Origin of the sequence: Aminobacter niigataensis (genome assembly GCF_946995915.1) — a bacterium.
Classification (GTDB): domain Bacteria; phylum Pseudomonadota; class Alphaproteobacteria; order Rhizobiales; family Rhizobiaceae; genus Aminobacter; species Aminobacter niigataensis.
In genome coordinates this window covers 1,812,119-1,836,798 of record NZ_OX341517.1, presented here as the reverse complement: position 1 = coordinate 1,836,798, position 24,680 = coordinate 1,812,119, and the positions used below count along the sequence as shown (strand labels likewise).

At 64.8% G+C, this 24,680-nt stretch carries 23 protein-coding genes; 10 read left to right on the top strand and 13 right to left on the bottom strand.

The features are described from left to right. Positions 1–27: 27 nt before the first annotated feature. Positions 28–540: a MarR family winged helix-turn-helix transcriptional regulator gene (locus O1Y97_RS08920; RefSeq protein ID WP_183264494.1), complete on the bottom strand. Its 513-nt coding sequence runs from the start codon at positions 538–540 to the stop codon at positions 28–30. Positions 541–737: 197 nt separating this feature from the next. Then, positions 738–1,472, bottom strand: coding sequence for an intradiol ring-cleavage dioxygenase (locus O1Y97_RS08915; protein WP_318763780.1), 735 nt, complete (start codon positions 1,470–1,472; stop codon positions 738–740). A 182-nt stretch (positions 1,473–1,654) separates the two neighbouring features. Here O1Y97_RS08915 and O1Y97_RS08910 point away from each other — a divergent pair, with 182 nt between their 5' ends. Together O1Y97_RS08910 and O1Y97_RS08905 are read left to right on the top strand one after the other, a co-directional pair. Further along, on the top strand, positions 1,655–2,749 hold the full coding sequence (locus O1Y97_RS08910) for a CobW family GTP-binding protein (RefSeq protein WP_318763779.1): 1,095 nt from the start codon (positions 1,655–1,657) through the stop codon (positions 2,747–2,749). Between the two features lie 160 nt (positions 2,750–2,909). Further along, positions 2,910–3,884, top strand: coding sequence for a WD40 repeat domain-containing protein (locus tag O1Y97_RS08905; protein WP_318763778.1), 975 nt, complete (start codon positions 2,910–2,912; stop codon positions 3,882–3,884). Positions 3,885–3,945: 61 nt separating this feature from the next. On the opposite strand, the gene O1Y97_RS08900 is transcribed toward O1Y97_RS08905, so the two are convergent. Beyond that, the gene (locus O1Y97_RS08900; RefSeq protein ID WP_108607003.1) at positions 3,946–4,398 is read right to left on the bottom strand and encodes a hypothetical protein; all 453 of its coding nucleotides are present in this window, start codon (positions 4,396–4,398) and stop codon (positions 3,946–3,948) included. A 73-nt stretch (positions 4,399–4,471) separates the two neighbouring features. On the opposite strand from O1Y97_RS08900, the gene O1Y97_RS08895 reads away from it, so the two are divergent. Beyond that, the gene (locus tag O1Y97_RS08895) at positions 4,472–4,903 is read left to right on the top strand and encodes a MarR family winged helix-turn-helix transcriptional regulator (protein WP_108609743.1); all 432 of its coding nucleotides are present in this window, start codon (positions 4,472–4,474) and stop codon (positions 4,901–4,903) included. Positions 4,904–4,926: 23 nt separating this feature from the next. Here the strand turns inward: O1Y97_RS08895 and O1Y97_RS08890 are convergent, their stop codons facing one another. Continuing rightward, positions 4,927–5,286 carry a hypothetical protein gene (locus tag O1Y97_RS08890; RefSeq protein WP_318763777.1) on the bottom strand — a complete coding sequence of 120 codons (360 nt, stop codon included), beginning with the start codon at positions 5,284–5,286 and terminating at the stop codon, positions 4,927–4,929. A gap of 245 nt (positions 5,287–5,531) precedes the next feature. Here O1Y97_RS08890 and O1Y97_RS08885 point away from each other — a divergent pair, with 245 nt between their 5' ends. The 4 genes from O1Y97_RS08885 (at position 5,532) to O1Y97_RS08870 (ending at position 11,151) form a co-directional block, all read left to right on the top strand. Next, on the top strand, positions 5,532–6,917 hold the full coding sequence (locus tag O1Y97_RS08885; protein WP_404801259.1) for an aspartate aminotransferase family protein: 1,386 nt from the start codon (positions 5,532–5,534) through the stop codon (positions 6,915–6,917). Between the two features lie 30 nt (positions 6,918–6,947). Beyond that, positions 6,948–8,336: a glutamine synthetase family protein gene (locus O1Y97_RS08880; protein WP_318763775.1), complete on the top strand. Its 1,389-nt coding sequence runs from the start codon at positions 6,948–6,950 to the stop codon at positions 8,334–8,336. Between the two features lie 119 nt (positions 8,337–8,455). After that, positions 8,456–9,691, top strand: coding sequence for a putative DNA modification/repair radical SAM protein (locus O1Y97_RS08875; protein WP_318763774.1), 1,236 nt, complete (start codon positions 8,456–8,458; stop codon positions 9,689–9,691). Next, positions 9,691–11,151 (top strand): UdgX family uracil-DNA binding protein, encoded by a 1,461-nt coding sequence (locus O1Y97_RS08870; protein ID WP_318763773.1) that lies wholly within the window; start codon positions 9,691–9,693, stop codon positions 11,149–11,151. The genes O1Y97_RS08875 and O1Y97_RS08870 overlap by 1 nt, the downstream gene beginning before the upstream one ends. A 1-nt stretch (position 11,152) precedes the next feature. Here O1Y97_RS08870 and O1Y97_RS08865 read toward each other — a convergent pair whose 3' ends face one another. The 4 genes from O1Y97_RS08865 to O1Y97_RS08850 all read right to left on the bottom strand — a co-directional run bounded on the left by O1Y97_RS08865 (position 11,153) and on the right by O1Y97_RS08850 (position 15,710). After that, the gene (locus tag O1Y97_RS08865; protein ID WP_318763772.1) at positions 11,153–12,418 is read right to left on the bottom strand and encodes a glycerate kinase type-2 family protein; all 1,266 of its coding nucleotides are present in this window, start codon (positions 12,416–12,418) and stop codon (positions 11,153–11,155) included. 18 nt (positions 12,419–12,436) lie between these two features. Next, complete coding sequence (locus tag O1Y97_RS08860) at positions 12,437–12,943, bottom strand: heme-degrading domain-containing protein (RefSeq protein ID WP_183264503.1); 507 nt, start codon at positions 12,941–12,943, stop codon at positions 12,437–12,439. Positions 12,944–13,000: 57 nt separating this feature from the next. Further along, the gene (gene guaD / locus O1Y97_RS08855) at positions 13,001–14,320 is read right to left on the bottom strand and encodes a guanine deaminase (protein WP_318763771.1); all 1,320 of its coding nucleotides are present in this window, start codon (positions 14,318–14,320) and stop codon (positions 13,001–13,003) included. A gap of 169 nt (positions 14,321–14,489) precedes the next feature. Continuing rightward, positions 14,490–15,710: a urate hydroxylase PuuD gene (locus O1Y97_RS08850; RefSeq protein WP_183264505.1), complete on the bottom strand. Its 1,221-nt coding sequence runs from the start codon at positions 15,708–15,710 to the stop codon at positions 14,490–14,492. 148 nt (positions 15,711–15,858) lie between these two features. Between O1Y97_RS08850 and O1Y97_RS08845 the strand changes: the two genes are divergently transcribed. After that, positions 15,859–16,779, top strand: coding sequence for a LysR family transcriptional regulator (locus O1Y97_RS08845; RefSeq protein WP_108606995.1), 921 nt, complete (start codon positions 15,859–15,861; stop codon positions 16,777–16,779). 10 nt (positions 16,780–16,789) lie between these two features. On the opposite strand, the gene O1Y97_RS08840 is transcribed toward O1Y97_RS08845, so the two are convergent. Further along, the gene (locus tag O1Y97_RS08840; protein WP_318763770.1) at positions 16,790–18,109 is read right to left on the bottom strand and encodes a serine hydrolase domain-containing protein; all 1,320 of its coding nucleotides are present in this window, start codon (positions 18,107–18,109) and stop codon (positions 16,790–16,792) included. A 50-nt stretch (positions 18,110–18,159) separates the two neighbouring features. Continuing rightward, a complete protein-coding gene (locus O1Y97_RS08835) occupies positions 18,160–18,636 on the bottom strand; it encodes an SRPBCC family protein (protein WP_318763769.1) in 477 nt (158 codons plus the stop codon). A 114-nt stretch (positions 18,637–18,750) separates the two neighbouring features. Here O1Y97_RS08835 and O1Y97_RS08830 point away from each other — a divergent pair, with 114 nt between their 5' ends. Next, the gene (locus tag O1Y97_RS08830; protein WP_318763768.1) at positions 18,751–19,266 is read left to right on the top strand and encodes a winged helix-turn-helix transcriptional regulator; all 516 of its coding nucleotides are present in this window, start codon (positions 18,751–18,753) and stop codon (positions 19,264–19,266) included. 109 nt (positions 19,267–19,375) lie between these two features. Beyond that, positions 19,376–19,864 (top strand): DNA starvation/stationary phase protection protein Dps, encoded by a 489-nt coding sequence (dps, locus tag O1Y97_RS08825; protein ID WP_108609739.1) that lies wholly within the window; start codon positions 19,376–19,378, stop codon positions 19,862–19,864. A 24-nt stretch (positions 19,865–19,888) separates the two neighbouring features. Here dps and xdhC read toward each other — a convergent pair whose 3' ends face one another. From xdhC to xdhA, 3 genes are read right to left on the bottom strand one after another with little or no spacing between them, the layout of a single operon-like run. Further along, positions 19,889–20,839 carry a xanthine dehydrogenase accessory protein XdhC gene (gene xdhC, locus O1Y97_RS08820; protein WP_318763767.1) on the bottom strand — a complete coding sequence of 317 codons (951 nt, stop codon included), beginning with the start codon at positions 20,837–20,839 and terminating at the stop codon, positions 19,889–19,891. Then, complete coding sequence (gene xdhB, locus O1Y97_RS08815; protein ID WP_318763766.1) at positions 20,836–23,196, bottom strand: xanthine dehydrogenase molybdopterin binding subunit; 2,361 nt, start codon at positions 23,194–23,196, stop codon at positions 20,836–20,838. The genes xdhC and xdhB overlap by 4 nt, the downstream gene beginning before the upstream one ends. A gap of 1 nt (position 23,197) precedes the next feature. Next, a complete protein-coding gene (xdhA, locus tag O1Y97_RS08810; RefSeq protein WP_318763765.1) occupies positions 23,198–24,679 on the bottom strand; it encodes a xanthine dehydrogenase small subunit in 1,482 nt (493 codons plus the stop codon). Between the last annotated feature and the right edge of the window lies 1 nt (position 24,680).

Here is a 24,680-nt window from a genome sequence, read left to right as displayed (position 1 = left end):
AACTCGTGTCTGCAGGCGACGAAGCGCCTATTCCGCCGCTTCGGCTTCCGCTTCTGGCTCCACCTCGGCCGTACCCTCGACATCGGCGGCCGCCTCTTCGTCGATGATCGTCAGGTCCGACAGATTGGCCTCGATGCGCAGGAGAAGCTTGGACAGCTGCTTCAGATCCTTCTTGTCGAAGCCCTTGAGCGCCTGCTTTTCGGTCTTCTTGACCGACTTTTCGATGGCGCGGATGGCATCTTGGCCGGTTTCTGTGAGGAAAATGTGGGCCTGGCGGGCGTCGGTGTCCGAAGCGCGCTTTTCAAGAAAACCCTGCGCCTGCAGCCGGTTGATGGTCTTGGTGATCGTCGGCGGACGCACGCCCAGCCGCGAGGCGAGCTGGCCGGGGGTCTGGCCATCGTCGTCGTGCAGCGACAGCATGATCTGGTCCTGGCCGGCATAGAATCCGTGGGCAAGGAGCCGTGCGGCAAGCGAGGTGCGCGCCAGCCTGGCCACTTGGTGAAGCCGGCTCATCGCCGCGCCTTTGTTGGACTTGGACATCCGCCTCTCCTGCGCCACGCCCCCGTGCCGTACTGGCCGAGAATAGTTGCTGCGTAGCCCTTGGCAATCGACAGTGCGGGAGATTGTTGCCGTCTCACTTTGCCGGCAACCGACCTTCCGCATGAGCGCTATTGCCAGACGGATGTTACAGTTCGATGACAGATACCGTTCGCCGGCAAATTTCCGGGCAACGCAGCCTACGCTGCTCTTTTCACCGCGATGATCATCAGCGCCTCGTAGGCGGCAGCAGCCTCGCGCACCGCACTTTGCACGCCCTGGCCGGCGCGACGCAGGATGCCGTCGTCGGCATTCATCGTATCGCGCTCCCCGCTGCGCTGGTTGTAGGGCGCGACGGCGGTGAAGATGTGCTCGCTGAGATCGTCGGGAAAGAACATCTGGCCGGTCATCGCCCTGCCTTCGCTCGGAAACGCCTTGAAATGGATATGCGTGGTGCGGCCGCGATACCAGCCGGGATAGATGGTCTTGAAGGTGACGATGCCGTCCCTGCCGGTGCGCTGCCAGCCGCGCAGGAATTTTTCGCCCGTGGTGTCGACGTCGCGGCCGTCGCCCTGGCCGGGATAGCCCGAATAGTGGCCGGTCGCGTCGCAATGCCAGAGGTCGACGCGGGCGCCCTCGATCGGCACGCAAGCCTCGTCGACGACCTGCAGTTGCACGGTGAGCGCAACGCCCTTCCTGCCTTCGGTGATCTCGGTGCGTTCCAGCGCCGGATCGAAATAATAGGGACCTTCGGTCGTTTCCGGCGTGATCGAGCAGACGCCGGCCTCCGGCATCAGTAACGAGGCTCCGGATGCCGGCGTAGTTTGCTGCGCAAACAGCTGGACCGGCACCAGCGCGCTGCCGCTCGCGGTCACTGCGATGAGGCCAAGCGCCCGGCGGCGGCTCAGTCTGCTGGGAAAAGATGCTTTCGGCATCGATGCTGTCTCCGAAAATGGGGCGGCAAGCCCTTGCCCAGCCCTCAATCTAGGCACGTCCCGGCCACCGTCCCAATGAAACTTCCGTAATGTGCGCAACGCGCTGCCTTGATGCCGTTTGAGACGTGCAAAAGCGTCTCCGGCATCCTATATGGAGCCTCTATTCGATCCCGAGGACGACCATGACCGAAGCTCAGACCCAAATCCCCGTCACCGTACTGACCGGCTATCTCGGCTCGGGCAAGACGACCCTGCTCAACCGCATCCTGTCGGAAAACCATGGCAAACGTTATGCGGTCATCGTCAACGAATTCGGCGAGATCGGCATCGACAACGACCTGATCGTGGAATCCGACGAGGAAATCTACGAGATGAACAATGGCTGCGTCTGCTGCACCGTGCGCGGCGACCTGATCCGCGTCGTCGAAGGCCTGATGCGCCGCCCCGGGCGCTTCGACGCCATCGTCGTCGAGACCACCGGCCTTGCCGACCCGGTCCCCGTCGCCCAGACCTTCTTCATGGACGAGGACGTTCGTTCCAAGACCAAGCTCGACGCCGTCGTCGCCCTGGTCGACGCCAAGCACCTGCCGCTCCGCCTCAAGGATTCTCGCGAGGCCGAGGACCAGATCGCTTTCGCCGACGTCGTCGTGCTCAACAAGACCGATCTGGTTAACGAGGACGAACTGCGCCAGGTCGAAGCCGCCATCCGCGCCATCAATCCGTCGGCCAGGATCCATCGCACCACCCGCGCCGGCGTGGCCCTCGACCAGGTGCTCGACCGCGGCGCCTTCGACCTCAAGCGCGTGCTGGCCGACGACCCGCATTTCCTCGATGCCCACGATCATGACCACGACCACGGTCACGAATGCGGCCCGGATTGCGGCCACGACCATCACCACCACGACCACGACCATGACCATGACCATCATCACCATGATCACGACCACCATGACCATGGCGCGGTGTCGCCGATCCATGACGTGACGGTGCAGTCGGTGTCGCTGCGCGGCGGCGAGATGGATTCCAAGAAATTCTTCCCCTGGATCGAGAAGATCACCCAGATGGAAGGCCCCAACATCCTGCGCCTGAAGGGCATCATCGCCATCAAGGACGACCCGGACCGCTATGTCATCCAGGGCGTGCACATGATCATCGAGGGCGACCACCAGCGCGCCTGGAAGGACGACGAGAAGCACGAGAGCCGGCTGGTGTTCATCGGCCGCGAGCTCGACGCCGAGCGCCTCAAGCGCAGCTTCGAGGCCTGCCAGGCGGCTTAAGCGCCAACGTGTCCACGGAATACCCTGCCCCTCATCCGCCTGACGGCACCTTCTCCCCGCAAACTGGGAGAAGGAACAAGCGGCACTGCCGCCCCCTCGCCCCGTTTACGGGGAGCGGGTAAGGGTGACGGCAGCATAAATCTCGAATGGAATAGTCTCTATGCCCACAGTCGCGCCGCTTGATCTCGATGGCCATTGCATCGCAGCCGCCTTCCTCGACAACATTCCGTTTTTCGCGCTCGCCGAGGGCATGGTGCACTGGCTCGACCACGGCCAGAAGTCGATCAAGCTGCATGATGGCCTGCTGTCGGCGACGACCAACGCCGGCAAAGATCAGCTGATCACTGGCGGCGAGGACGGCAAGGTGATGTCGCTAAGCTCGTCAGGCACCGCTGAAGAACTCGCCAGCGCCGGCAAGAAATGGGTGACCTCTGTCGCCTCGGGACCGCAGGGCGCCGTCGCTTATGCCAGCGGCCGCAATGCCTGGGTGCGCTTCGCCGACGGCAAGACCAAGGAATTCGCCCATCCGCGCTCGGTCGAAGGCATCGCGTTTTCACCGAAGGGCATGCGCATCGGCGTCGCCCGCTACAATGGCGCGACGCTGCATTTCCCCGCCGCCGACGGCACCCCGACCGAGTTGCAATGGGACGGCGCGCATACCGGCATCACCTTTTCGCCCGACGGCGCCTTCCTAGTCACCACGATGCAGGAAAACGCCCTGCATGGCTGGAAGCTGGTCGACGCCAAGCACATGCGCATGACCGGCTATCCCGCCAAGGTGAAAAGCCTGTCGTGGAGCGCCAAGGGCAAGTGGCTGGCGAGTTCCGGCGCGCCCGCGGCCATCGTCTGGCCGTTCAGCGGCAAGGACGGCCCGATGGGCAAGGCGCCGCTGGAGCTCGGCACGCGCGGCAACACCATGGTGACGACGGTCTGCTGCCACCCGAGCGAGGACATCGTCGCCATCGGCTATGACGACGGCATGGTGATGGCTGTGCGTTTCGCCGATGCCAAGGAGGTGCTGTTGCGCCGCCCCGGCAAGGGCGCGATCACGGCGATGGCCTGGGACAACGACGAACGCCGCCTCGCCTTCGGCAGTGCCGCCGGCGACTGCGGCGTCATCGACATCGCGGGCTAGAGCAATTCCAGGAAGAGTGTGAACCGGTTTTCCGTCCGGAATTGCGTCAAACGCTCTAAATTCAGCCTGCGCGTACCGCCCTGGCCGGCTTGCGCCGCAGCGCCAGGCCGTCGCGCATGTTGAGCGACAGGAGCGTTATGTTGGCGGCGCCGGCCGCCAGTTCGAGCGCCTGGACGGCGAAGAAGGCCGCATCGAATCGGCCAGTTTCGGCCCAGCCGGCGAGCACATAGGCCGACGGCAGGAGTACCAGAAGGCCGTTGGCGGCGACGATGCGCATCCGGCGCTTCTTCTGCTGCACCACCGGGCTCTTCCAGCCCCTGCCGAGCGAGAAGCCCGAGGCGCCGGCCACCATCATGGCCGGGATCAACACCACCATGCCGGCAAGTATGGCCGCCTTGACCGCGGCTATGGTTTCGGCGCTGCCGGTGAGTTCGGCCGCGGCCGTGGCAATCCAGAAGCAGGTGATCGTGAGCAAGGCGACCGCACCGGCCGCCGCATGGAGCTTCGCTTTCATCGTCGAGCCTCCGATTTGGATAGCAAGCTATATATCATTGCATAGCATGCTATTCAACAGCTATCTCTCAACCATGGCTTTCCAGAAAGAACGCTCGGCCGGCTATCTCGCAAACCAGATGGCGCGCCTGTTCGCCAAGGGCCTGCACGAGCGTATCCGGCCCCTCGGGCTGGCGCCGGCGCAGTTCATGACGCTGCTGGCGTTGTGGGACGAGGACGGGATTTCCCAGAGCGAACTGGTGCGGCGCCTCGACGTCGAACAGGCCACCATGGCCAACACGTTGACCAGGATGGAGCGCGATGGGCTGATCGAGCGGCGCGCCAACCCCGACGATGGACGCTCGCAGGCCATCCACCTGACGCCGACGGCGAAAGCGCTGCGTGATCCCGCAACCCAGGCCGCCCGCGCGCAGAACGAGACAGCGCTCGCCGATTTCTCCGAAGGCGAACGCCAGGCATTCCTGGCGCTGATGCGGCGTGCCATCGCCGCCATGCACAAGGGTTGATTCGGGAGAGGCGTTTCGCTGGCCTATTCGACCAGGCAGGTCGCGCGGCCGGTGAAGTTATAGGTCTTGCCGTCGCCGCCGGCAGCGCCCGTCATGTCGAAGACGGTGACAGAATACTGGCCGATATAGTCGCCCTCGTCGCCCGACCTTGTCCTGATCGTCACCTCGACATAGCCGTGCGGCTTGTCGCCGACGCGCTCGCGGTAGACCACCATGCGCAGCTCTTCGCCGTCGAGCCAGTATTGCGCGAGGTGCTCGCGCTCGAAGGTGATCTTGCGCAGGTCCGCCTCGACCGCCTTGTTGGCGATTTCGATCTGGCCGCGAAAATCGAAGACCGGACTGCCCATACCGCGAGTGACGCCACTCTCGATGGTCAGTTTCACTGCCTCATCCTTGGCACCGCATGAAAGCCCGCCAGAGGCAACGGCCGGGCCCGCTGCAAGCAGGATCGACATAAGCGTCATCATAACACGCATCAGCATCCACCCCCAAAGCACAGTGTCATGATCGACGATGCGCCGGGATGGTCAAGGGCTGCGGGACTGCGCCAATCGACGCCGTGCGCACGGCCAATTGCCGTTTCGCGTCGGCTCTGGCTAGAGTGGCGCCCGTCTTTCCAATGGGAGCCATGATGAACCGCATCGAACGACCTGATGCCACCGAAGGCGGCGTAGCACTTTCGCGCATATCGGAGCTTGCTGCCGCCGAGGCCGAAATCTTCATCAGGGCGCGGCCGAAATCGCAAGCCTCCCTCGGCAACGGCGTGGCGGGCTTCTTCGGCGGCGTCCCGATGCACTGGATGAAGGACTGGCCGACGCCCTTCCCGATTCTCGTCGACAAGGCGAGCGGTGCTACCATCACCGATGTAGACGGCAACAGGCTGGCAGATTTCTGCCTTGGCGACACCGGCTCGATGTTCGGCCACTCCCCTGCCCCGGTCGCCCGCGCCATCCGCCGCCAGGCGAGCCGCGGCCTGACCTACATGCTGCCGTCGGAGGATTCGCTGACGCTCGGCCTGCTGCTCGCCGAGCGCTTCGGTCTGCCGCACTGGCAGATCGCCACCACGGCCACCGACGCCAACCGCTTCGCCCTGCGCGTCGCCCGCGCCGTCACCGGCCGCGACAAGATCCTGGTGTTCAACGGCTGCTACCATGGCGCCGTCGACGAGACGATGGTGCGGCTGGACAGCGGCAAGCCGATCAACCGCCCCGGCCTCGCCGGCGAATTCCGCGACCTCACCGCCCGCACCCGTATCGTCGAGTTCAACGACCTGCCGGCCCTGGAGAAGGCGCTGAGCCATGGCGACGTCGCCTGCGTCATATCAGAGCCGGTGCTGACCAACTCCTGCATGGTGCTGCCCGAACCCGGCTTCCTCGAAGGCGTGCGCGCGCTCACCCGCAAGGCCGGCACGCTGCTGCTCATCGACGAGACCCACACCATCTCGACCGGCCCGGGCGGCTACACCAGGAAACACAACCTCGACCCCGACCTGTTCGTGCTCGGCAAGCCCGTCGCCGGCGGCGTGCCGGCGAGCGTCTGGGGCATGAGCGAGCAGGTCGCGGCCCGCTACGCTGCCTACAACAGCACCAAGCAGCCGGGCTATTCCGGCATGGGCACGACGCTGTCGGCCAATCCCCTGCAGTTCGCGGCGATGCGCGCCACGCTCGAAGAGGTCATGACCGAGGCCAACTACGCCCACATGGAGAAGCTGGCTGAACGGCTGGCCACCGGCCTCGACAAGGCCATCCGAAAACACAAGCTTCCCTGGCACGTGATGCGCGTCGGCGCCCGTCTCGAGTTCATCTGCGCTCCCGGCCCGCTGCGCAATGGCGGTGAGGCCGATCATGCGCACGCCTCGCGGCTCGAAGCAGCCATACATGTGGCGTTGGTCAATCGCGGCGTGCTGATCGCGCCGTTCCACAACATGATGCTGGTCTCGCCGGTCACCACGGCACGTCAGGTCGACAGGCTGGTTGCGGCTTTCGGCGATATTGCCGCCACGCTTGCCGCATGAGACAAGGCATCAGGACAATTGAGTAAGATCATGACATCTCCTTCCGGCTCGAGCATCGACGAGGCCAGGGCCTTCCTCGACGCCAATCCCGACATCGAAGCCTTCGACATCGTGCTGACCGACGCCAATGGCGTCGGCCGCGGCAAGATCATCCGCCGCCACGAGTTGATGGGGCTCTACGAGGGCGGGCGGCACCTGCCGATCTCCATCCTTGGCCTCGACATCACCGGCGAGGACGTGCACGAAACCGGGCTGATCTGGGATTCCGGCGACGGCGACCTCAGGGCGTGGCCGATCCCGGGCACGCTGAAGCCGATGCATGGCACGAGCCCTGCACGCGGCCAGCTTTTGATGTCGATGTACCATCTCGACGGCGCGCCGATGACCTCGGACCCCAGGCTCGCACTGCAGCGCCAGGTCGACAAGCTGGCGGCAAAGGGCTTGCATCCGGCCGGTGCCTTCGAGCTCGAGTTCTTCCTGCTGTCCAACGAACGCGACGGCGACGGCAAGGTCCAGCCAGCACGCGCCGTGCTCGATGGCCGCGCCTCGGGCAAGACCGAGGTCTATTCGGTCGACCATCTGCACGGCATGGAGCCGCTGTTCTCCGACATCTATGCCGCGGCCAAGCTGCAGGGCATTCCGGCGGAAACCGTCATTTCGGAATACGCGCCGGGCCAATACGAACTCACCTTGCGCTACCGCAAGGACGTGATGCAGGCCGCCGACGACCTGATCATGCTGAAGCGCATCGTCCGCATGCAGGCGCGCCGCCACGGCGTGACCGCATGCTTCATGGCCAAGCCGATCGAGAAATATGCCGGCTCTGGCATGCATTTCCACGCCTCGCTGCTCGACAGCAACGGCACCAACATATTCACCGAAGCCAAGGAAGGCGAATGGCAGCCGAAGCTGCTGCACGCGCTCGGCGGCCTCGCCGACACCATGGCGGAGTCGATGCTGGTGTTTGCCCCGCACGCCAACTCCTGGCGCCGCTTCGTGTCGCAGTCCTACGCGCCGGTGGCGCCGACCTGGGGCGTCAACAACCGCTCGGTGGCGCTGCGCGTGCCTGCGGGCGACGCCAGGAACCGCCGCATCGAGCACCGCCCCTCAGGTGTCGACGCCAATCCGTATCTGGTCGCAGCGACCATCCTCGCCGGCATCTCCAAGGGGTTAGAAGAGCAGCTCGACCCCGGCCCCGAGACGTCAGGCAATGGCTATGAGCAGGCCGAAAGCAGCGAAAGCGTGATGCCGCCGGACTGGCGCACCGCGATCGAGGCGGCGAAGCGCTCGGAGTTCCTGCGCGAAGCGCTCGGCCACGACCTGCACCGCACCTTCACGGCAATCAAGGAAGCCGAGTACCTGCGCGTTGCCCGCACGGTGAGCGAGTTGGACTACCACCTCTATTTGCACGAGGTGTGACCCCGCGGACCCGGATGGCGGACAACCACCGCCATCCAATCTCCATGGATCCGATCACATTTCGCCACATCGCGGCATAGGTTCTGGCCTTATCGGTCGAAAGAACATACCATGAACGAATGCCCATTCTTTCCACCCACGAGAAACTCGCGATCCTCTCCGACGCAGCGAAATACGACGCCTCCTGCGCCTCGTCGGGCGCCGGCGGACGCGACTCGCTGGCGTCGCGCGGCATCGGCTCGACCGAAGGCATGGGCATCTGCCACTCCTATGCGCCCGACGGCCGCTGCATCTCGCTGCTCAAGATCCTGCTGACCAATTTCTGCATCTACGACTGCAGCTATTGCATCAACCGCTCGTCCTCCAATGTCCGCCGCGCCCGCTTCACGGTCGACGAGGTCGTGCGGCTGACCATGGACTTCTACAAGCGCAACTACATCGAGGGGCTGTTCCTGTCCTCCGGCGTCATCCGCTCGCCCGACGAGACGATGGGCGAGATGGTAGAGGTGGCCAGGCGGCTTAGGCTCGACGAGAAGTTCGGCGGTTACATCCATCTCAAGACGATCCCGGAAGCCTCTGCCGAGCTGGTCGAGAAGGCCGGCCTCTATGCCGATCGCCTGTCGATCAATGTCGAGCTGCCGACCGACGAGGGCGTGAAACGACTGGCGCCGGAGAAGCGGCCCGAGACGATTCGTGTCTCGATGGCCAGGTTGCGCTCGAAGATCGAGGAAAAGGCGGAACCGACGCTGAGAACCAAGAAGCGCGAACGGTTCGCACCCGGTGGCCAGTCGACCCAGATGATCATCGGCGCTGACGCCACGCCCGACGCCGGCATCCTCATGACCAGCGCCCGGCTCTATGGCAGCTACCAGCTGCGCCGCGTCTATTACTCGGCCTTCAGTCCGATCCCCGATGCCTCGTCGGCGCTGCCGCTGAAAAGGCCGCCGCTGATGCGCGAACACCGGCTCTACCAGGCCGACTGGCTGATGCGCTTTTACGGCTTCGACCAAGGCGAGATTCTCGACGGCACGACGGACGGCATGCTCGACCTGGAAATCGACCCCAAGCTCGCCTGGGCCCTTCGTAACCGCGCTTTGTTTCCGGTCGACGTCAACCGAGCCGAAAGGGAGACGCTGCTGCGCATTCCCGGGCTCGGCACGCGGGTGGTCAAGCGCATCCTAGAGACACGCCGCTTCCGGCGACTGCGTCTCGAGGACATCGGCAGGCTTTGCCAGTCCATCGCCAAGGTCCGTCCGTTCATCGTCGCCGAAGGCTGGTCGCCTGGTGCGTCGACCGATGCCGCGCGCCTGCGCGAGACGGTGGCGCCGCAACCCCGGCAACTGGCGCTGTTCTGATGGCCATCCAGCCCGCATTCGCGCTCGCCGCCCACAGCGTGCGCCTCGCCAGCCCGACAGATTTCGACCGCTGGCGCGATGCGGCGCGCCGGCTGGCCCTCAACGAGGTGAAGCCCGAGGATATCGAATGGCATATCGAAGGCGCGGGAGGTACCGGCACGGGCTTACCACCAGCGCCCGTGGGCGTGGAACTGCGGGTTGCCAAGGACTTCATCGACCGCGCGGCAGCCGTCGCCTGCCACAGCCACAGTGAGCGCTTCGCCCTGCTCTATCGCCTGCTGTGGCGGCAGCGCCAGGAACCGCATTTGCTCCGGATCGCCTCGGACCCCGACGTGCGCCGCTTCGAGGCGATGGAGAAATCGGTTCGGCGCGACGAGCACAAGATGCATGCCTTCGTCCGCTTCCGGAAGATCGGCGACGGCAATAGTGAGCGCTTCGTAGCCTGGTTCGAACCCGACCACTTCATCCTCGAACGTGCCTCCTCGTTCTTCGTGCGCCGCTTCACCGGCATGCACTGGGCAATCCTCACGCCGCATGCTTCGGCAGAATGGAATCGCGAAAGGTTGGCGCTTGGACCCGGCGCATCAAAGGACGATGCCCCCACCGCAGACCAATCGGAAGATATGTGGCGGACCTATTTCGCCAGCATCTTCAATCCCGCCCGCCTCAAGGTGAAGGCGATGCAATCGGAGATGCCGAAGAAATACTGGCGGAACCTTCCCGAGGCCTCGCTCATTCCCGGCTTGGTAGCCGGCGCCGACCAGGCCGCCAGGGAGATGATCGCGAGGATGCCGACGATGCCAGCTCCGCATCACCAGGCGATACAGGCCAGGCATTGGCCGGCTGCGGAAGTACCGACGGAGACTGAGGCTCAATCCATCGACGCCCTGCGCCAGCAGGCGAGCCAGTGCCGGCGCTGCCCGCTGTGGAGCGAAGCGACCCAGACGGTTTTCGGCGAAGGCCCCGACGATGCCGAACTGGTGTTTGTCGGCGAGCAGCCCGGCGACCAGGAAGATCTTCAAGGCCGGCCCTTCGTCGGCCCCGCCGGCAAGATCTTCAACGCGGTACTTCAGGAAACCGGCATCGACCGCACGGCGGTTTACGTCACCAATGCCGTCAAGCACTTCAAGTTCGAACCGCGCGGCAAGCGCCGCATCCATAGCAGGCCGAATGCCGGCGAGGTGCAGGCCTGTCGCTGGTGGCTGGCGCAGGAACTCAAGCTGCTGAATCCTCGACTGGTGGTGGCGCTCGGCGCCACCGCGGCCCAGTCACTGCTGCAGGCACCGGTGGCGATCACTAAACAGCGTGGCCAGACCATCAGCCGTGGCGACGGCCTCGCCGTGTTCCTGACTATCCACCCGTCCTACATCCTGCGCATCCGCGACCCGCAGGAGGCGGCGGCCGAGCGTGCCCGCTTTGCCGAGGACATCAGGACGGTGCGCGTGATGTTGGCTGCCTGATCTATCTGACCAGGATCGCCCTGAGATCGTTGACGTTCGTGCCGGTCGGCCCGGGGACAAAAAGATCGCCCACCGCGTTGAACGCCGTCCAGGCGTTGTTGCCGGCGAGCATCGCCTTGGCATCGACGCCTTCACCGTGCATCCGCGCCACGGTCGAGCCGTCGGCGAAGGCACCGGCATTGTCTTCCGAGCCGTCGATGCCGTCGGTATCGGCGGCCAGCGCGTCGATGCCCTGGAGCCCGTCAATGCCGATGGCGAAGGCGAGCAGGAATTCGCTGTTGCGGCCGCCCTTGCCTTTTGCGCGCAGCGTGACCGTGGTCTCGCCGCCCGACAGGATCAGCACCGGCTTTCGGAACGGACGGTTGCGCACGGCGACCTCGCGGGCGATCGCGGCGTGCACGCCGCCAACTTCGCGCGCCTCGCCCTCAATGGCATCGGACAGGATCACCGTCTCGACGCCTTGCTTGCGTGCCGCCTCGGCAGCGGCGTCGAGCGACACGGCGGCCGAGGCGATGACATGCACCTCGTTGCGGGCAAAGCGCGGATCGGAAGGCTGGGGAGCGTCGGCGGCTGCCGAGTTGATGTGGGCCATGACGTTGGCCGGCAGCGCGATCCTGTAGGTCTCGATCATCCTGAGCGCGTCCGCGCGTGACGCCTCGTCGGGCACCGTCGGCCCCGAGGCAACCAGCGCCGGATTGTCGCCGGGAATGTCGGACACCACCAGCGAGACTACGCGTGCCGGCCACGCGGCGGCGGCCAGCCTGCCGCCCTTGATGCCGGAGATGTGCTTGCGGATGGTGTTCATCGCCGAGATCGGCGCGCCCGAGGCAAGCAGCGCCTCGTTGACGGCAATCTCGTCGGCAAGCGTCAGGCTGCCTGCCGGCGATGGCAGCAGCGCCGAACCACCACCGGAGACCAGGGCCACGACGAGGTCGTCCTCGGACAGGCCCGAAACCGTCTCAAGCAGGAGCTTGGCGGCCTCAAGGCCGTTGGCATCGGGTACCGGATGCGAAGCCTCGATGATCTTGATGCGCTTGCAGGGTGCCGCAAAGCCGTAACGGGTGACAACGACGCCCTCCAGCGGGCCGTCCCATGCCTTTTCGAAGGCGGCGGCCATCTGCGCCGAGCCTTTGCCGGCACCGATGACGATGGTGCGGCCCTTGGGCTTTTCAGGCAGGTGGCGGCGGATGGTGAGTTCCGCGTCGGCGGCCGCGACAGCGGCCTCGAAAATGCTGGTGAGAAACTGCTTCGGGTCGGTCATGGCCATCGGTACGCTCAAACTCTCTCAGCTGCTCGAAACGGGGGACAAGGCAAGCTCGTCGCCGGGGATGCCAAGGTGGGCGCAGAGTGCCGCGACCACCACCTCATGATCCTGACGCTCGGGCAGGCCCGAAACGGCAATGGCGCCTACGACGCCAACGCCTTTGACGCGGATCGGAAAGCCGCCGCCGGCCAGCACATAGTCGTCGATCGGCAGCGCATCGCCGACGGGAAAGGTGCGGTCCGTCCGCGACTTTTGCAGCACCATGCGATAGCTGCTGCGGTGGAAGGTCCTGACGACGTTGATCTTGCGCCGCGCCCATTCGGTATTGTTGACCGTCGAGCCGGGCAGCGCGCAGTAGAAAAGTGCGCGGTCCCAAAGGCGAATGTCGACGATGATGGGGAAGTTTTCCGACAGGCCGCGCGCCCGGATGGCCGCGCCGATGTCGAACGCCACGGCCTCGTCGAAGCGCTCGAAGACCAGTCGGTCCTCCTGCTCGGCGATCTTGTCCAGATCCTCGGCTGCTGCCATCGTCCGTTCCTCCATCAGACACGGCTCACATGGCAGACACAGGCGGAGGACGCAAGGTCAGGCGGCTTGATCCATCGTCGTCTTGGCGGCTTTGCCCGCGACATAAACCTCCACCACGGCGCGGTCGTCGCCCAGCGTTTGCAGCAGGAACAGCTCTTCGGCCAGTGTGCCGGTGCGTTCCATCCTCAGCCGCATGCCCGGCGTGGCGCGCGCATTGAGCACCACGATGTCGGCGTCGGTGCCGACTTCGAGGGTACCCACCTTGTCCGAAATCGACAGCGATTCGGCATTGCCGCGCGTCAGCTGCCAGTAGGAGGCCAGCGGGTTGAGCTTCTCGCCATTGAGCGCGATGACCTTGTAGGCCTCGTCCATCGTGCGCAGCATCGAATAGTTGGTACCGCCGCCGACGTCGGTTGCGGTGGCGATGCGCAGCGGCTTGTCGCGCTTGCGATAGCGCTGGTAGTCGAACAGGCCCGAGCCGAGGAACAGGTTGGAGGTCGGGCAGAACACCGCGATCGAGCCATGGTCGGAAATCGAGTCGGATTCGCGCTCGCCGAGATGGATGCAGTGGCCGAGCAGCGTGCGTTTGCCGAGCAGGCCGTAGTGTTCGTAGACGTCGGTGTAGTCGCGCGACCAGGGATAGAGCTCCTGGGTGAAGGCGATCTCGGCGTGGTTTTCCGATAGGTGCGTCTGGATGTGCAGGTCGGGATGCTCGCGCGCCAGCTGGCCGGCCATCTCCATCTGCTCGGGCGTCGACGTGATGGCGAAGCGCGGCGTGATGGCATAATGCTGGCGGCCCTTGCCGTGCCACTCGGCAATCAGCGCCTTGGTGTCGTCATAGCTCGCCTGCGGCGTGTCGAGCACGCCATCCGGCGCGTTGCGGTCCATCATCACCTTGCCGGCGATGTTGAGCATGTTGCGGTCGTGCGATTCGGCGAAGAACGCCTCGGCCGACTGCTTGTGCACGGAGCAATAGGCAGCGACCGTCGTCGTGCCGTGGCGCACCATCTCGTCAAGGAACAGCCGCGCGATACGGCGGCCGTGCTGGGCATCGATAAAGCGTGTTTCCTCGGGGAACGTGTATTTGTTCAGCCATTCCAGTAGCTCGGCGCCATAGGCGGCGATGATCTGCATCTGCGGGATGTGGACATGGGCGTCGATGAAGCCGGGCAGGATCAGGTACGGCCGATGGTCGATGACCTTGACGTCGCCGCCGGCCTGGGCCGCGACCTGGGCATAGGCGCCGACAGCGGCGATCTTGCCGTCGCGCATCAGCACCCCACCGTCTTCCTCATAGGCATAGGACGCATGGTCGTCGGCGCTGTCGGGCCAGCGCAGGAAGGACAAGGTACGGCCGCGAAGAAGTGTGGTGGTCATGATCGGACTCTACAAGCTTTCTGGCGTGGCGAAACCGCGGCTGTCGCCGCGCGTCGAAATGGGCGCGATGACGCGCCCTGAACCTGCAATCTGCGTATCGCGGTCTTATTGCTGGAGCATGATCCTACCCGAAAACCGGGTTCCGTTTTTCGGGATCATGCACCGGGCGCTACTTCCGCGCCTGCTCGTACCAGGCGACCAGCAACGCCCGCTCTTCCGGCGTGATCTGGGTGACGTTGGCGGGCGGCATAGCGTGGCTGCGGCCGGCCTGCAGGTAGATCTCGCGGGCATGCTCGGCGATCGAATTGTCGGTCTCCAGCACCACGCCCTTGGGCGCGTAGTAGACGCCTTCGTAGGATGGCTCATTGGCATGGCACATGGCGCAGCGGCCGAGCACGGTATCGCGCACCTTGGGGAACTGCGCCGCCGCGATATAGGGCTGGGTGGTGACGGAAGCGTTCTTGTCCTCGCCGGTCAGCACCTTCGGCACGGTCGACAGCCACATGATGACGATGAACAGCAGGCCGGCGACGAACCAGGTCCAGTGCGGATTGCCCTCGCGCTTGTGGATGGTGTTGAAGTAGTGGCGGATCAGCACGCCGATGATGAAGATCAGCGAGGCGATGACCCAGTTGAACTCGGTGCCGAACGCCAGCGGATAGTGATTCGACAGCATCAGGAACACGACCGGCAGGGTCAGGTAGTTGTTGTGCGTCGAACGCGTCTTGGCGATCTTGCCGTATTTCGGATCGGGCTTGCGGCCGGCAATGAGGTCGGCGACGACGATCTTCTGGTTCGGGATGATGGTCATGAAGACGTTGGCCGACATGATCGTCGCGGTGAAGGCGCCGAGATGCAGGAAGGCCGCGCGGCCGGTGAACAGCTGCGTGTAGCCCCAGCTCATGAACACCACGACGACATAGAGCACGATCATCAGCAGCGTGTCGTGATCGCCGAGCTTCGACTTGCACAGGAGGTCGTAGACCACCCAGCCAAGGCCGATCGAGGCGAGCGAAATGGCGATAGCCACCGGCGCCGACACGTCGAGCACATTGCGGTCGATCAGGAACAGCTCGGCACCGCCATAGTAGACGATCCAGAGCAGCGCGAAGCCCGACAGCCAGGTGGCATAGGATTCCCACTTGAACCAGGTCAGGTGCTCCGGCATCTGCGCCGGCGCCACCAGGTATTTCTGGATGTGGTAGAAGCCGCCGCCATGGACCTGCCATTCTTCGCCATGGGCGCCGACCGGCAGTCCGTCATGCTTCCTCAGCCCGAGATCGAGGGCGATGAAATAGAACGATGAGCCTATCCAGGCCATCGCGGTGACGACATGCAGCCACCGCACGGCGAAGCTTGCCCAGTCCATGAAAAATGCCAAGTCGTACATCCGCCGTCCCTTTTCCGCAGCAGCAGCAATCTTACGATGCCAAATGCACGGGGGAAGTGAAAGGATTCGCGATGACTTTCAAAAAAATCTGGAAAATACTACCGTATCGCGGCACGGCATAAGCCGGCTATGGAACCCACGGCATCGCATGGCTTATCTCGACAACATCGCCGTTTTCGTTCGCGTCGTGGAACTCGGCAATCTTTCTGCCGCGGGCCGCGACATGCGCATTTCGCCTGCCGTCGCCTCCAACCGCATCAAGGAACTGGAAAAGCACCTCGGCGTCAGGCTTTTCAACCGCACCACGCGCCAGTTGATGCCGACCGAGCATGGCAACGTCTTCTATTCCGGCGCCAAACAGGTTCTAGAGGCGATTACCGAGGCTGAAGCCGCGGTCTCGGCACTTTCCGGCCAGCCACGCGGCACCATCCGCGTTACTGCCCCGCTCGGCCTTGGCCGTCGGCTTGTCGCTTCGGGCATTCCCGAATTCCATGACAAATACCCCGACATCGAGGTCCGGCTGCGTCTGTCGGACCACAATGTCGACATCCTCAAGGAAGGCATCGACGTCGCTTTCCGGCTTGGGGTGATCGAGGATTCCAGCCTCCGCATGCGCGGCATCATGGAATGCGAGCGGGTTCTGGTCGCTGCCCCGAAATATCTCGAAAAGCGCGGCGAGCCCGAAAGCGCCAACGACCTGATCGGCAAGAAGCACGACTGCCTGATGCTGCGTTATCCCGGCTCACGCGAGTTCTACTGGATGCTGGAGACCGCGGCAGGACCGACCAAGTTCGAGGTCCATGGCCCGTTCGATTCCGACGACGGCGACGTGCTGACCGGCTGGGCCCTGGCCGGGCGCGGCATCATCAATAAGCCGCGCTTCGAGGTCGAGCCCTTCATCCGCGACCAGCGGCTGAAGATCATCCTGCCGCAGACACCGCCGACGCCTGTCCAGTTTGCCGCCGTCTACCCCCACAAGAAGCTGCAGGACCCGAAGGTCCGGCTGCTGCTCGACTTCATGGCCGACCGCTGCCACAAGCTGATCAAGGACATCCTCGCCCACAAGTAGGACGGTCGCGTCAGCTCATGGCCTGGTAGGCCGAAGTCCAGAAGTCGGTGTAATGCGCCGGCGCCTGCGGCGAATCCATCAGCCGCTGGGACAGCAGGATGCCGGCAAGGTCGTTTTCAGGATCGGCATAGCCTGAGGTGCCGTAGCCGCCGTCCCAGCCGAACCGTCCCGGCACCTGCCAGAGATTGTCGCGCTTGAGCGCCACCGACATGCCGAGACCCCAACCCGAATTGCCGTTGAAGAACATCCGCCCGCTCGCCTTCTGTTCGTCGGTGAGCTGGTCCGTCGTCATGAGCTCGACCGAGGCGCGCGACAGGATGCGCTCGCCACCGAGCCTGCCCTTGCCAAGCAACATCTTCTGGAAGGCAAGGTAGTCCTCGGCTGTCGAGACCAGTCCGCCGCCGCCTGCCTCGAAGGTCGCCGGCTTGGCAAACAACCCACCCCTCGCTTCGTCGTAGACGCCGAGCTTGCCGGTCTGGAAATCCCTCGAATAGGCAGTGGCGAGCCGGTCGACCTTCTCCACTGGGCAGTGGAAGCCGGTATCCTTCATGCCGAGCGGGCCGAAGATGCGTTCCTGCATGAAGGCCGACAGCGGCTGTCCCGCCGCGCGGGCGACCAGCACGCCGGCGACATCGAGGCCTGTGTGGTAGAGCCAGCCTTCGCCGGGCTGATGGGCGAGCGGCAGCGAGCCGATGCGCTTCATGTAGTCGTCGGGCGAGCCGCGGAACAGGTCGGCGCTCGGCGCAATGCCGGCTTCCTGCATGGCGTGCTGCAGCGGGTACCGAAACGGATAGACCATGATCGCGCCGAGCCCGAAACGCAGGGTCAGCAGATCGCGCAGGGTGATCGGCCGGCTGGCGGGAACAGTCTCGGTGAGCGGGCCGTCGATCGCTTTCAGCACCTTGCGATCGGCAAGCTCGGGCAGCCATTTGTCGACCGGGTCGTCGAGGCGCAGCCGCGACTCCTCGACGAGGATCATCGCCGCAACCGCAGTGACCGGCTTGGTCAGCGAGGCGATACGGAAGATGCTGTCGCGCTGCATCGGTGCCGAGCCGTCGAGCGCGAGCGTGCCGACGGCCTCGACATGGGTCTCACCACCCCGGCTGACGGCCCAGACGAGCCCAGGCAGGTCGCCGCGCTCGACATGGCCAGCCATCACCTTGCGCATCCGCTCGAGCCGGTCGGGTATGAAGTAGCTGGTGCCCACCGTCGTGCTCCCTGAGTTTGCAGCCGCGGTCGAAGCGCCCGCTGCTGGTTGTGCCAACGCCCCTTCTGCCGGGGCAAGCAATGCCGCAAACGCCGCGCCCTTCATGACAGTGCGGCGGTCCATTCACGCTATCGTGCCCATCGTTGCATCCTCCTGGGGTGGACGACAGTCCGTCAGCCCGCCGTCTCGTCCAGGTGCCTGGCCAGCGCTTCAAGAAGTTCGGCCCAGCCTGCCTTGCGATCGGCCGTCTGGGCGTCGGCGTTGTCGCTGTCGAGATAGGCGGCCTGCTCCGAGTAGACGAGCCGAGTGCCCTCGCCTTCCCCCACGAACTCGATGGTTGCCAGCGAGGCGGAGAAGGGTTTCCCCTCTGTCGCCATGACATAGGCGAAGACGATCCGCCTGTCGGAAACGATGTCGAGATAGGTCGTGTCGTTGGAAAACGTTGCGCCCCCCTCGAAGCGGAAACTGCTGCGCTCGGAGCCGCCGGGCCTGAAGTCGACCACGAACTCGTCGACCTGCCAGCCTTCGCCCTCGACGAACCAGCGACGCTTGCGGTCAGCCTGCGAGAATGCCGAAAACAGCTCCGCCGGTGACACCGGGTAGACGCGATCGCTGCTGAAGGTGGAGTGCGATGTTGAGGTGCTGGACATTTCTTTCCTCCTCTTGTGGGTGCCGCAACCAGAATTGAAACCAGTTGCATTTACTAACCAGTTGCAGGCTAGCGCAACTGATTTTATGTTGCAACCAGTTTTTGGAGACATTGCATGAACCAGCATCAACGGTCGGGCTGCCCGATCAACCTCACCCTCGAGGTGGTCGGCGACAAATGGAGCCTGATCGTCCTGCGCGACATGATGTTCGGCAACCGTCGACATTTTCGCGAGCTGCTGACGAACTCCGAGGAGGGCATTGCCTCCAATATCCTGGCGGACCGGCTGAAGCGCCTTGTCGAGGACGGGCTGATCACCAAAGCCGACGACCCCAGCCACAAGCAGAAGGCAATCTACAGCCTGACAGAGATGGCAATCGAATTGCTGCCGGTTTTCGCCCATATCGGCGTCTGGGGCCGCAAGTGGCTACCGGTCAGCGAGGAACTCAGCATCCGTGCCGAGCTGCTGGAAACGGGCGGCCCCGAGATGTGGCAGCGTTTCATGGAAGAGCTGCGTGCCTCCCATCTCGGCAAACCGCTGTCCGAGGCGGCAAAGCTGCGGCTTCCGGTGCGCGAACAATTGCAAGCGGCCTATCTCGAAGTGGTCGCCCGCAACGCCGCCGCTGGCTGACTTTCGACTGGTCCAGCCCGGAACCGAACTGTCGTGAGGCTGTTGTACGCTGCGGATGCTTTCCGGCCGGCCGGAAGGCAGGCACGACCCGCGGATAAAGGAGCAGCCGATGATTTCCCACCCGACACGCAACGACCTCAAGTCCAACGCCAAGAAGGTCTCGATCGAGCTTCTGAACGCACGGCTGGCCGACGCGATCGACCTCGCGCTGATCACCAAGCAGGCCCACTGGAACATCAAGGGCCCGCACTTCATCGCCATCCACGAGATGCTCGATGATTTCCGCAAGTACCTCGACGAACACGTCGACACCATTGCCGAACGTGTCGCCCAACTGGGCGGAGCGGCACTCGGCACCTCGCAGGTGGTGGTCGAGGCCAGCAAGCTGAAGCCCTACCCGACCGACATCTCAAAGACCAAGGACCACATCGCCGCGCTGATCGACCGCTATGCCGATGCAGCGAAAACCGTGCGCTCGGCCATCGACGAGGCGGGAGAGGCGGGCGACGCCGACACCGCCGACATCTTCACCGCCTATTCCAGGGCACTCGACAAGTCGCTGTGGTTCCTCGAGGCCCACATCCAGGAAAACGAATAGCCTGGCCGGTTCCGATGGCGGCGGTCACTTCGCCGGCAGAGCCAGCGCGGTCATGATCTCGGCTGCGGCAAGGGCGGCGATGACAGCGGGGCGCTTGTCCTTGACGGCGTCGCCGCCGATCGGGCAGACCAGCCGCGCATACTGCTCGTCGCTGCCGCCGGCCGTCTTGAGGAACCAGCTCTTGAAGGTCGCCTTCTTGGTCTTGGAGCCGATCATGCCGACATAGCCGGTGTCGTCGCGCTTCAGCGCCTCGGCGACGATCAGGAAGTCGAGTGCATGGTCGTGGGTCAGCACCACCACGGCCGAGCCGGAGGGCGCCTCGCGCACCATCTCCTCCGGAACTGGGGTCAGCCTGACATCAATCTCCGCCGGCATGCCGTCGAGCGCATCGGCGCGGGTCTCGACGACCACCACATTCAGCGGCAGCAAGGCAAAAGCGGATGCCAGCGCGTGGCCGACATGGCCGCCGCCGAAGACCAGCACATGTGGCAGGGAAGCATCCGATATCTCGGCCGAAGCGACCAGGTCGGCAGCCATCGCCTCGTCGACGTGGCGGACGGCAACCTCGACCCGTCCGCCGCAGCACTGGCCGATCTCCGGCCCGAGTGGAATGTCGAGGGTGAGCGTTTCCCTCCCCCTTGAGGGGAGGGTGGCGGCGAAGCCGCCGGGTGGAGTCGTTTCGACCGGGCTCAACGCCCCTTGGGCGCTTCTTCCTGAGGTTACCCCCACTGCCCGTTTCGCGGGCATCTCCCCCTTATGGGGGGAGATCGACCCCTTCAGCATCGCCCGCGCGCTGTCGATCGCCATGAATTCGAGCTGGCCGCCGCCGATGGTGCCGAAGATGCGCTCGAGTGACACCAGCATCCACGCGCCCTTTTCGCGTGGGGTCGAGCCCTTGGCCTCTGCCACCTCGACCAGCGCCACCGAAGGCGCTGCGTCGAGGAATGCCCGGAGGCTCTTGGCCGTCTTGCTCACTTGGCCTGGGCCGCCTCGGCCCGGAGGCGTTCGATCGCCATCAGCACCCGCTCCGGCGTCGCCGGTGCGTCGAGACGCGGGCAGACCTTGTGGTCGGCGACGCTCGCCACCGCATCCGACAGCGCCTGCAGCACCGAGATGCCGAGCGGCAGCGGCGGCTCGCCGACGGCCTTGGAGCGGTGGATCGTCGGCTCATAGGCTTCCGACCAGTCGGTCAGTTCCACGTTGAAGATCTTCGGTCGGTCGGAAGCCAGCGGGATCTTGTAGGTCGACGGCGCATGGGTGCGCAGCCGGCCCTTGCCGTCCCACCACAGTTCTTCGGTCGTCAGCCAGCCCGTGCCCTGGACGAAGCCGCCCTCGACCTGGCCGATATCGATGGCCCGGTTCAGCGACCGGCCGGTATCGTGCAGGATATCGGCCCGCTCGATGACATACTCGCCGGTCAGCGTGTCGATCGACACCTCCGAGCAGGCCGCGCCATAGGAGTAATAGTAGAAGGCGTGGCCCCTGCCCTTGCTGCGATCCCAGTGGATCTTCGGCGTCTTGTAGTGGCCGGCGGCCGACAGCTGGATGCGGTTGAGATAAGCCTGCTTGACCAGGTCGTTGAAGGAAATCTCCTGGTTGCCGACGCGCACGCGGTTGGGCAGGAACACCACCTGGTCGCCCGGCACCTGGTACTTCTCGGCGGCGAAATCGGTCAGCCGCTTGCGGATCTGCCGCGCCGCGTCCTGTGCCGCCATGCCGTTGAGGTCGGCGCCCGAGGACGCCGCCGTCGGCGCAGTGTTGGGCACCTTGGCGGTGGTCGTCGCCGTGATCTTCACCCGGTCGAGATCGATCTGGAACTCTTCCGCCACCACCTGCGCCACCTTGAGGTGAAGGCCCTGGCCCATCTCGGTGCCGCCGTGGTTCATGTGCACCGAACCATCGGCATAGACGTGCACCAGAGCGCCGGCCTGGTTGGACTCGGTCTTGGTGAACGAGATGCCAAACTTGACCGGCGTCAGCGCCAGTCCGCGCTTGACGAAGCGGCTGTTGGCGTTGAACGCCGCGATCTCGCGCCGGCGGTGGGCATAGGACGCGCTCTCCTCCAGTTCCGCGACGATACGGTGGATGATGTTGTCCTCGACCTTCTGGTGATAGGGCGTGAGGTTGCGTTCGCCGGCAACGCCGATGGCGTCGTAGAAGTTCCGCTTGCGGATCTCGAGCGGGTCCTTGCCGAGCGCAAACGCCACCTCTTCGATGACGCGCTCGGCGCCGACCATGCCCTGCGGGCCGCCGAAGCCGCGGAACGCAGTATTCGACACGGTGTTCGTGTAGAGCGTCGACGACTTGGCATGCACGTTCGGATAGAAATAGGCGTTGTCGCAGTGGAACAGCGCACGGTCGCCCACTGGCCCCGAGAGGTCGGCCGAGAAGCCCGCATTGAGCGCGAACATGTAGTCGACGCCGAGGATGTTGCCTTCCTCGTCGAAGCCGACTTCGTAGTCGATGGCGAAGTCGTGCCGCTTGCCGGTAGCGGTCATGTCCTCGTCGCGGTCGAGCCGGACCTTGACGGCGCGCTTGTGCTTCTTCGCAGCGATGGCCGCAATCGCCGCGCACTGGTTGGCCTGGGTTTCCTTGCCACCGAAACCGCCGCCCATGCGGCGTACCTCGACCGTCACCGCATGGCTGGGCACGCCGAGCACATGCGAGACGAGGTGCTGGGTCTCGCTCGGTCCTTGCGTCGAGCAATAGACGATGACCTCGTCGTCCTCGCCGGGCACGGCGAGTGAAATCTGGCCTTCGAGATAGAAGTGATCCTGGCCGCCGAGCTTCATCCGGCCTTTCACCCGGCGCGGTGCCGCGGCAATCGCAGCCGCCGCGTCGCCGCGCTTCAGCGTCAGCGGCGACGTCACCTGCTTGTCCTTCTCCGGATCAAGGTCCCAGATGCTGATGACCGCCGGCAACTCGTCGTATTCGATCTTGGCCAGGCGCGCGGCGCGGCGGGCCTGTTCGCGGGTCTCGGCCACGACCGCGAAGATCGGCTGGCCGTGGAACTCCACCTTGCCCTGAGCGAAGACCGGGTCGTCATGCATGCCACTCGGCGAAATGTCGTTTTCGCCGGGCACGTCGGCATAGGTCAGCACGTCGACGACGCCGGGCGCAGCGCGGACGGCAGACAGGTCGACCGACTTCAGAGTGCCATGGGTGACGTTGGACAGGCCAATGCCGACATGCAGCGTGCCTGCCGGTTCCGGCATGTCGTCGATGTAGACGGCCTCGCCGGCGACGTGCTTGTGCGCGGAATCGTGGCGCTGGTCGGTGTGCACGCCGCCCGTGATCTTCGCCGCCTTGAGGTTCGGTTGGTGCTGGGTCATCTCAGGCAGCCTCGTATCTCGACACCGTGAACGGCGCCTTGGTGCCGGTCGTCTCCACATGGAAACGCAACAGCAGGTTCTTCGCCACCAGCGCACGATACTCCGCCGTGGCGCGCATGTCCGTCAGCGGCGTGAAGTCTTCGGCAAACTTCGCCATCGCCGCCTCGACCGTTTCTTCGGTCCAAGGCTTGCCGACGAGCGCCTTTTCCACAACGCTCGCCCTCTTGGGCGTCGCCGCCATGCCGCCATAGGCGATGCGGACGTCTGCCACAGTGCCGTTTTTGGCAAGCTGCAACCAGAAGGCACCGAGGGTGGCGGTGATGTCCTCGTCGCGGCGCTTGGTGATCTTGTAAACGGCGAAATGGTCGCCCTTGGCCGGCACCGGCACATGCACTGCCTCGACGAATTCGCCGGGCGCGCGGTCCTGCTTGCCATAGGCGATGAAGAAGTCCTGCAGCGGGATGGTGCGGCGCGTCTTGCCCTTGCGCAGCGTCAATGTCGCCCCGAGCGCGATCAGCGGCGGTGGCGTGTCGCCGATCGGAGAGCCGTTGGCGATGTTGCCGCCGATGGTGCCCATGTTGCGCACCTGCTGGCCACCGATGCGGTCGATGAGCGGGCCCAGCGCCGGAATGCGCTTCGACAGCATCTCGAACGCCTCGGTGTAGGTGACGCCGGCACCGATGGAGATGACGCCCTTGTCCTCATCAAGCGAATGCAGGCCGTCGATGTTGGCGATGAAGACGGCGGGCGCAATGGCGCGCATGTGCTTGGTGACCCAGAGGCCGACGTCGGTCGAGCCGGCGACGACGGTCGCGGTCGGCTCGGCATCGAGCACGTCGGCGAGATCGTCGACGCTGGCCGGGATGACGAAGCGGTCCTTGCCCTCGCCGACTTCGACGCGGGTGCCGTCCTTGAAGGCTTCGAGGCGGGCGGTGATCGCCTTGCGCTCGACCAGCAGCGGATCCTTAGCCACCTTGCCGTAGTCGGAGATGGCGCGCGCGGCGCGCATGATCGCCTCGTAGCCGGTGCAGCGGCAGAGATTGCCCTGCAGCGACTTTTCGATCGCTTCGTCCGACGGCTCGGGCGAGCCCATCCACAGGCCGTAGAGCGACATCACGAAGCCCGGCGTGCAGAAGCCGCACTGCGAGCCATGGAAATCGACCATGGCCTGCTGCACCGGATGCAGTTTGCCCGCCTCGCCGGCCAGATGCTCGACGGTGACGACATGGCAGCCGTCGAGCGAAGCCACGAAGCGGATGCAGGCGTTGACGCTTTCATAGACCAGCTTGCCGGCAGCAAGCCGGCCGACAAGCACCGTGCAGGCACCGCAGTCGCCCTCGGCGCAGCCTTCCTTGGTGCCGCGCAGCGTCCGGCGCAAGCGCAGATAGTCGAGCAGCGTCTCGTCGGGCGCGACTTGCGAAAGCGTCACATCCTCGCCGTTGAGGATGAAGCGGATATGGTTGCGTGTCTTGACCGTCGCCATG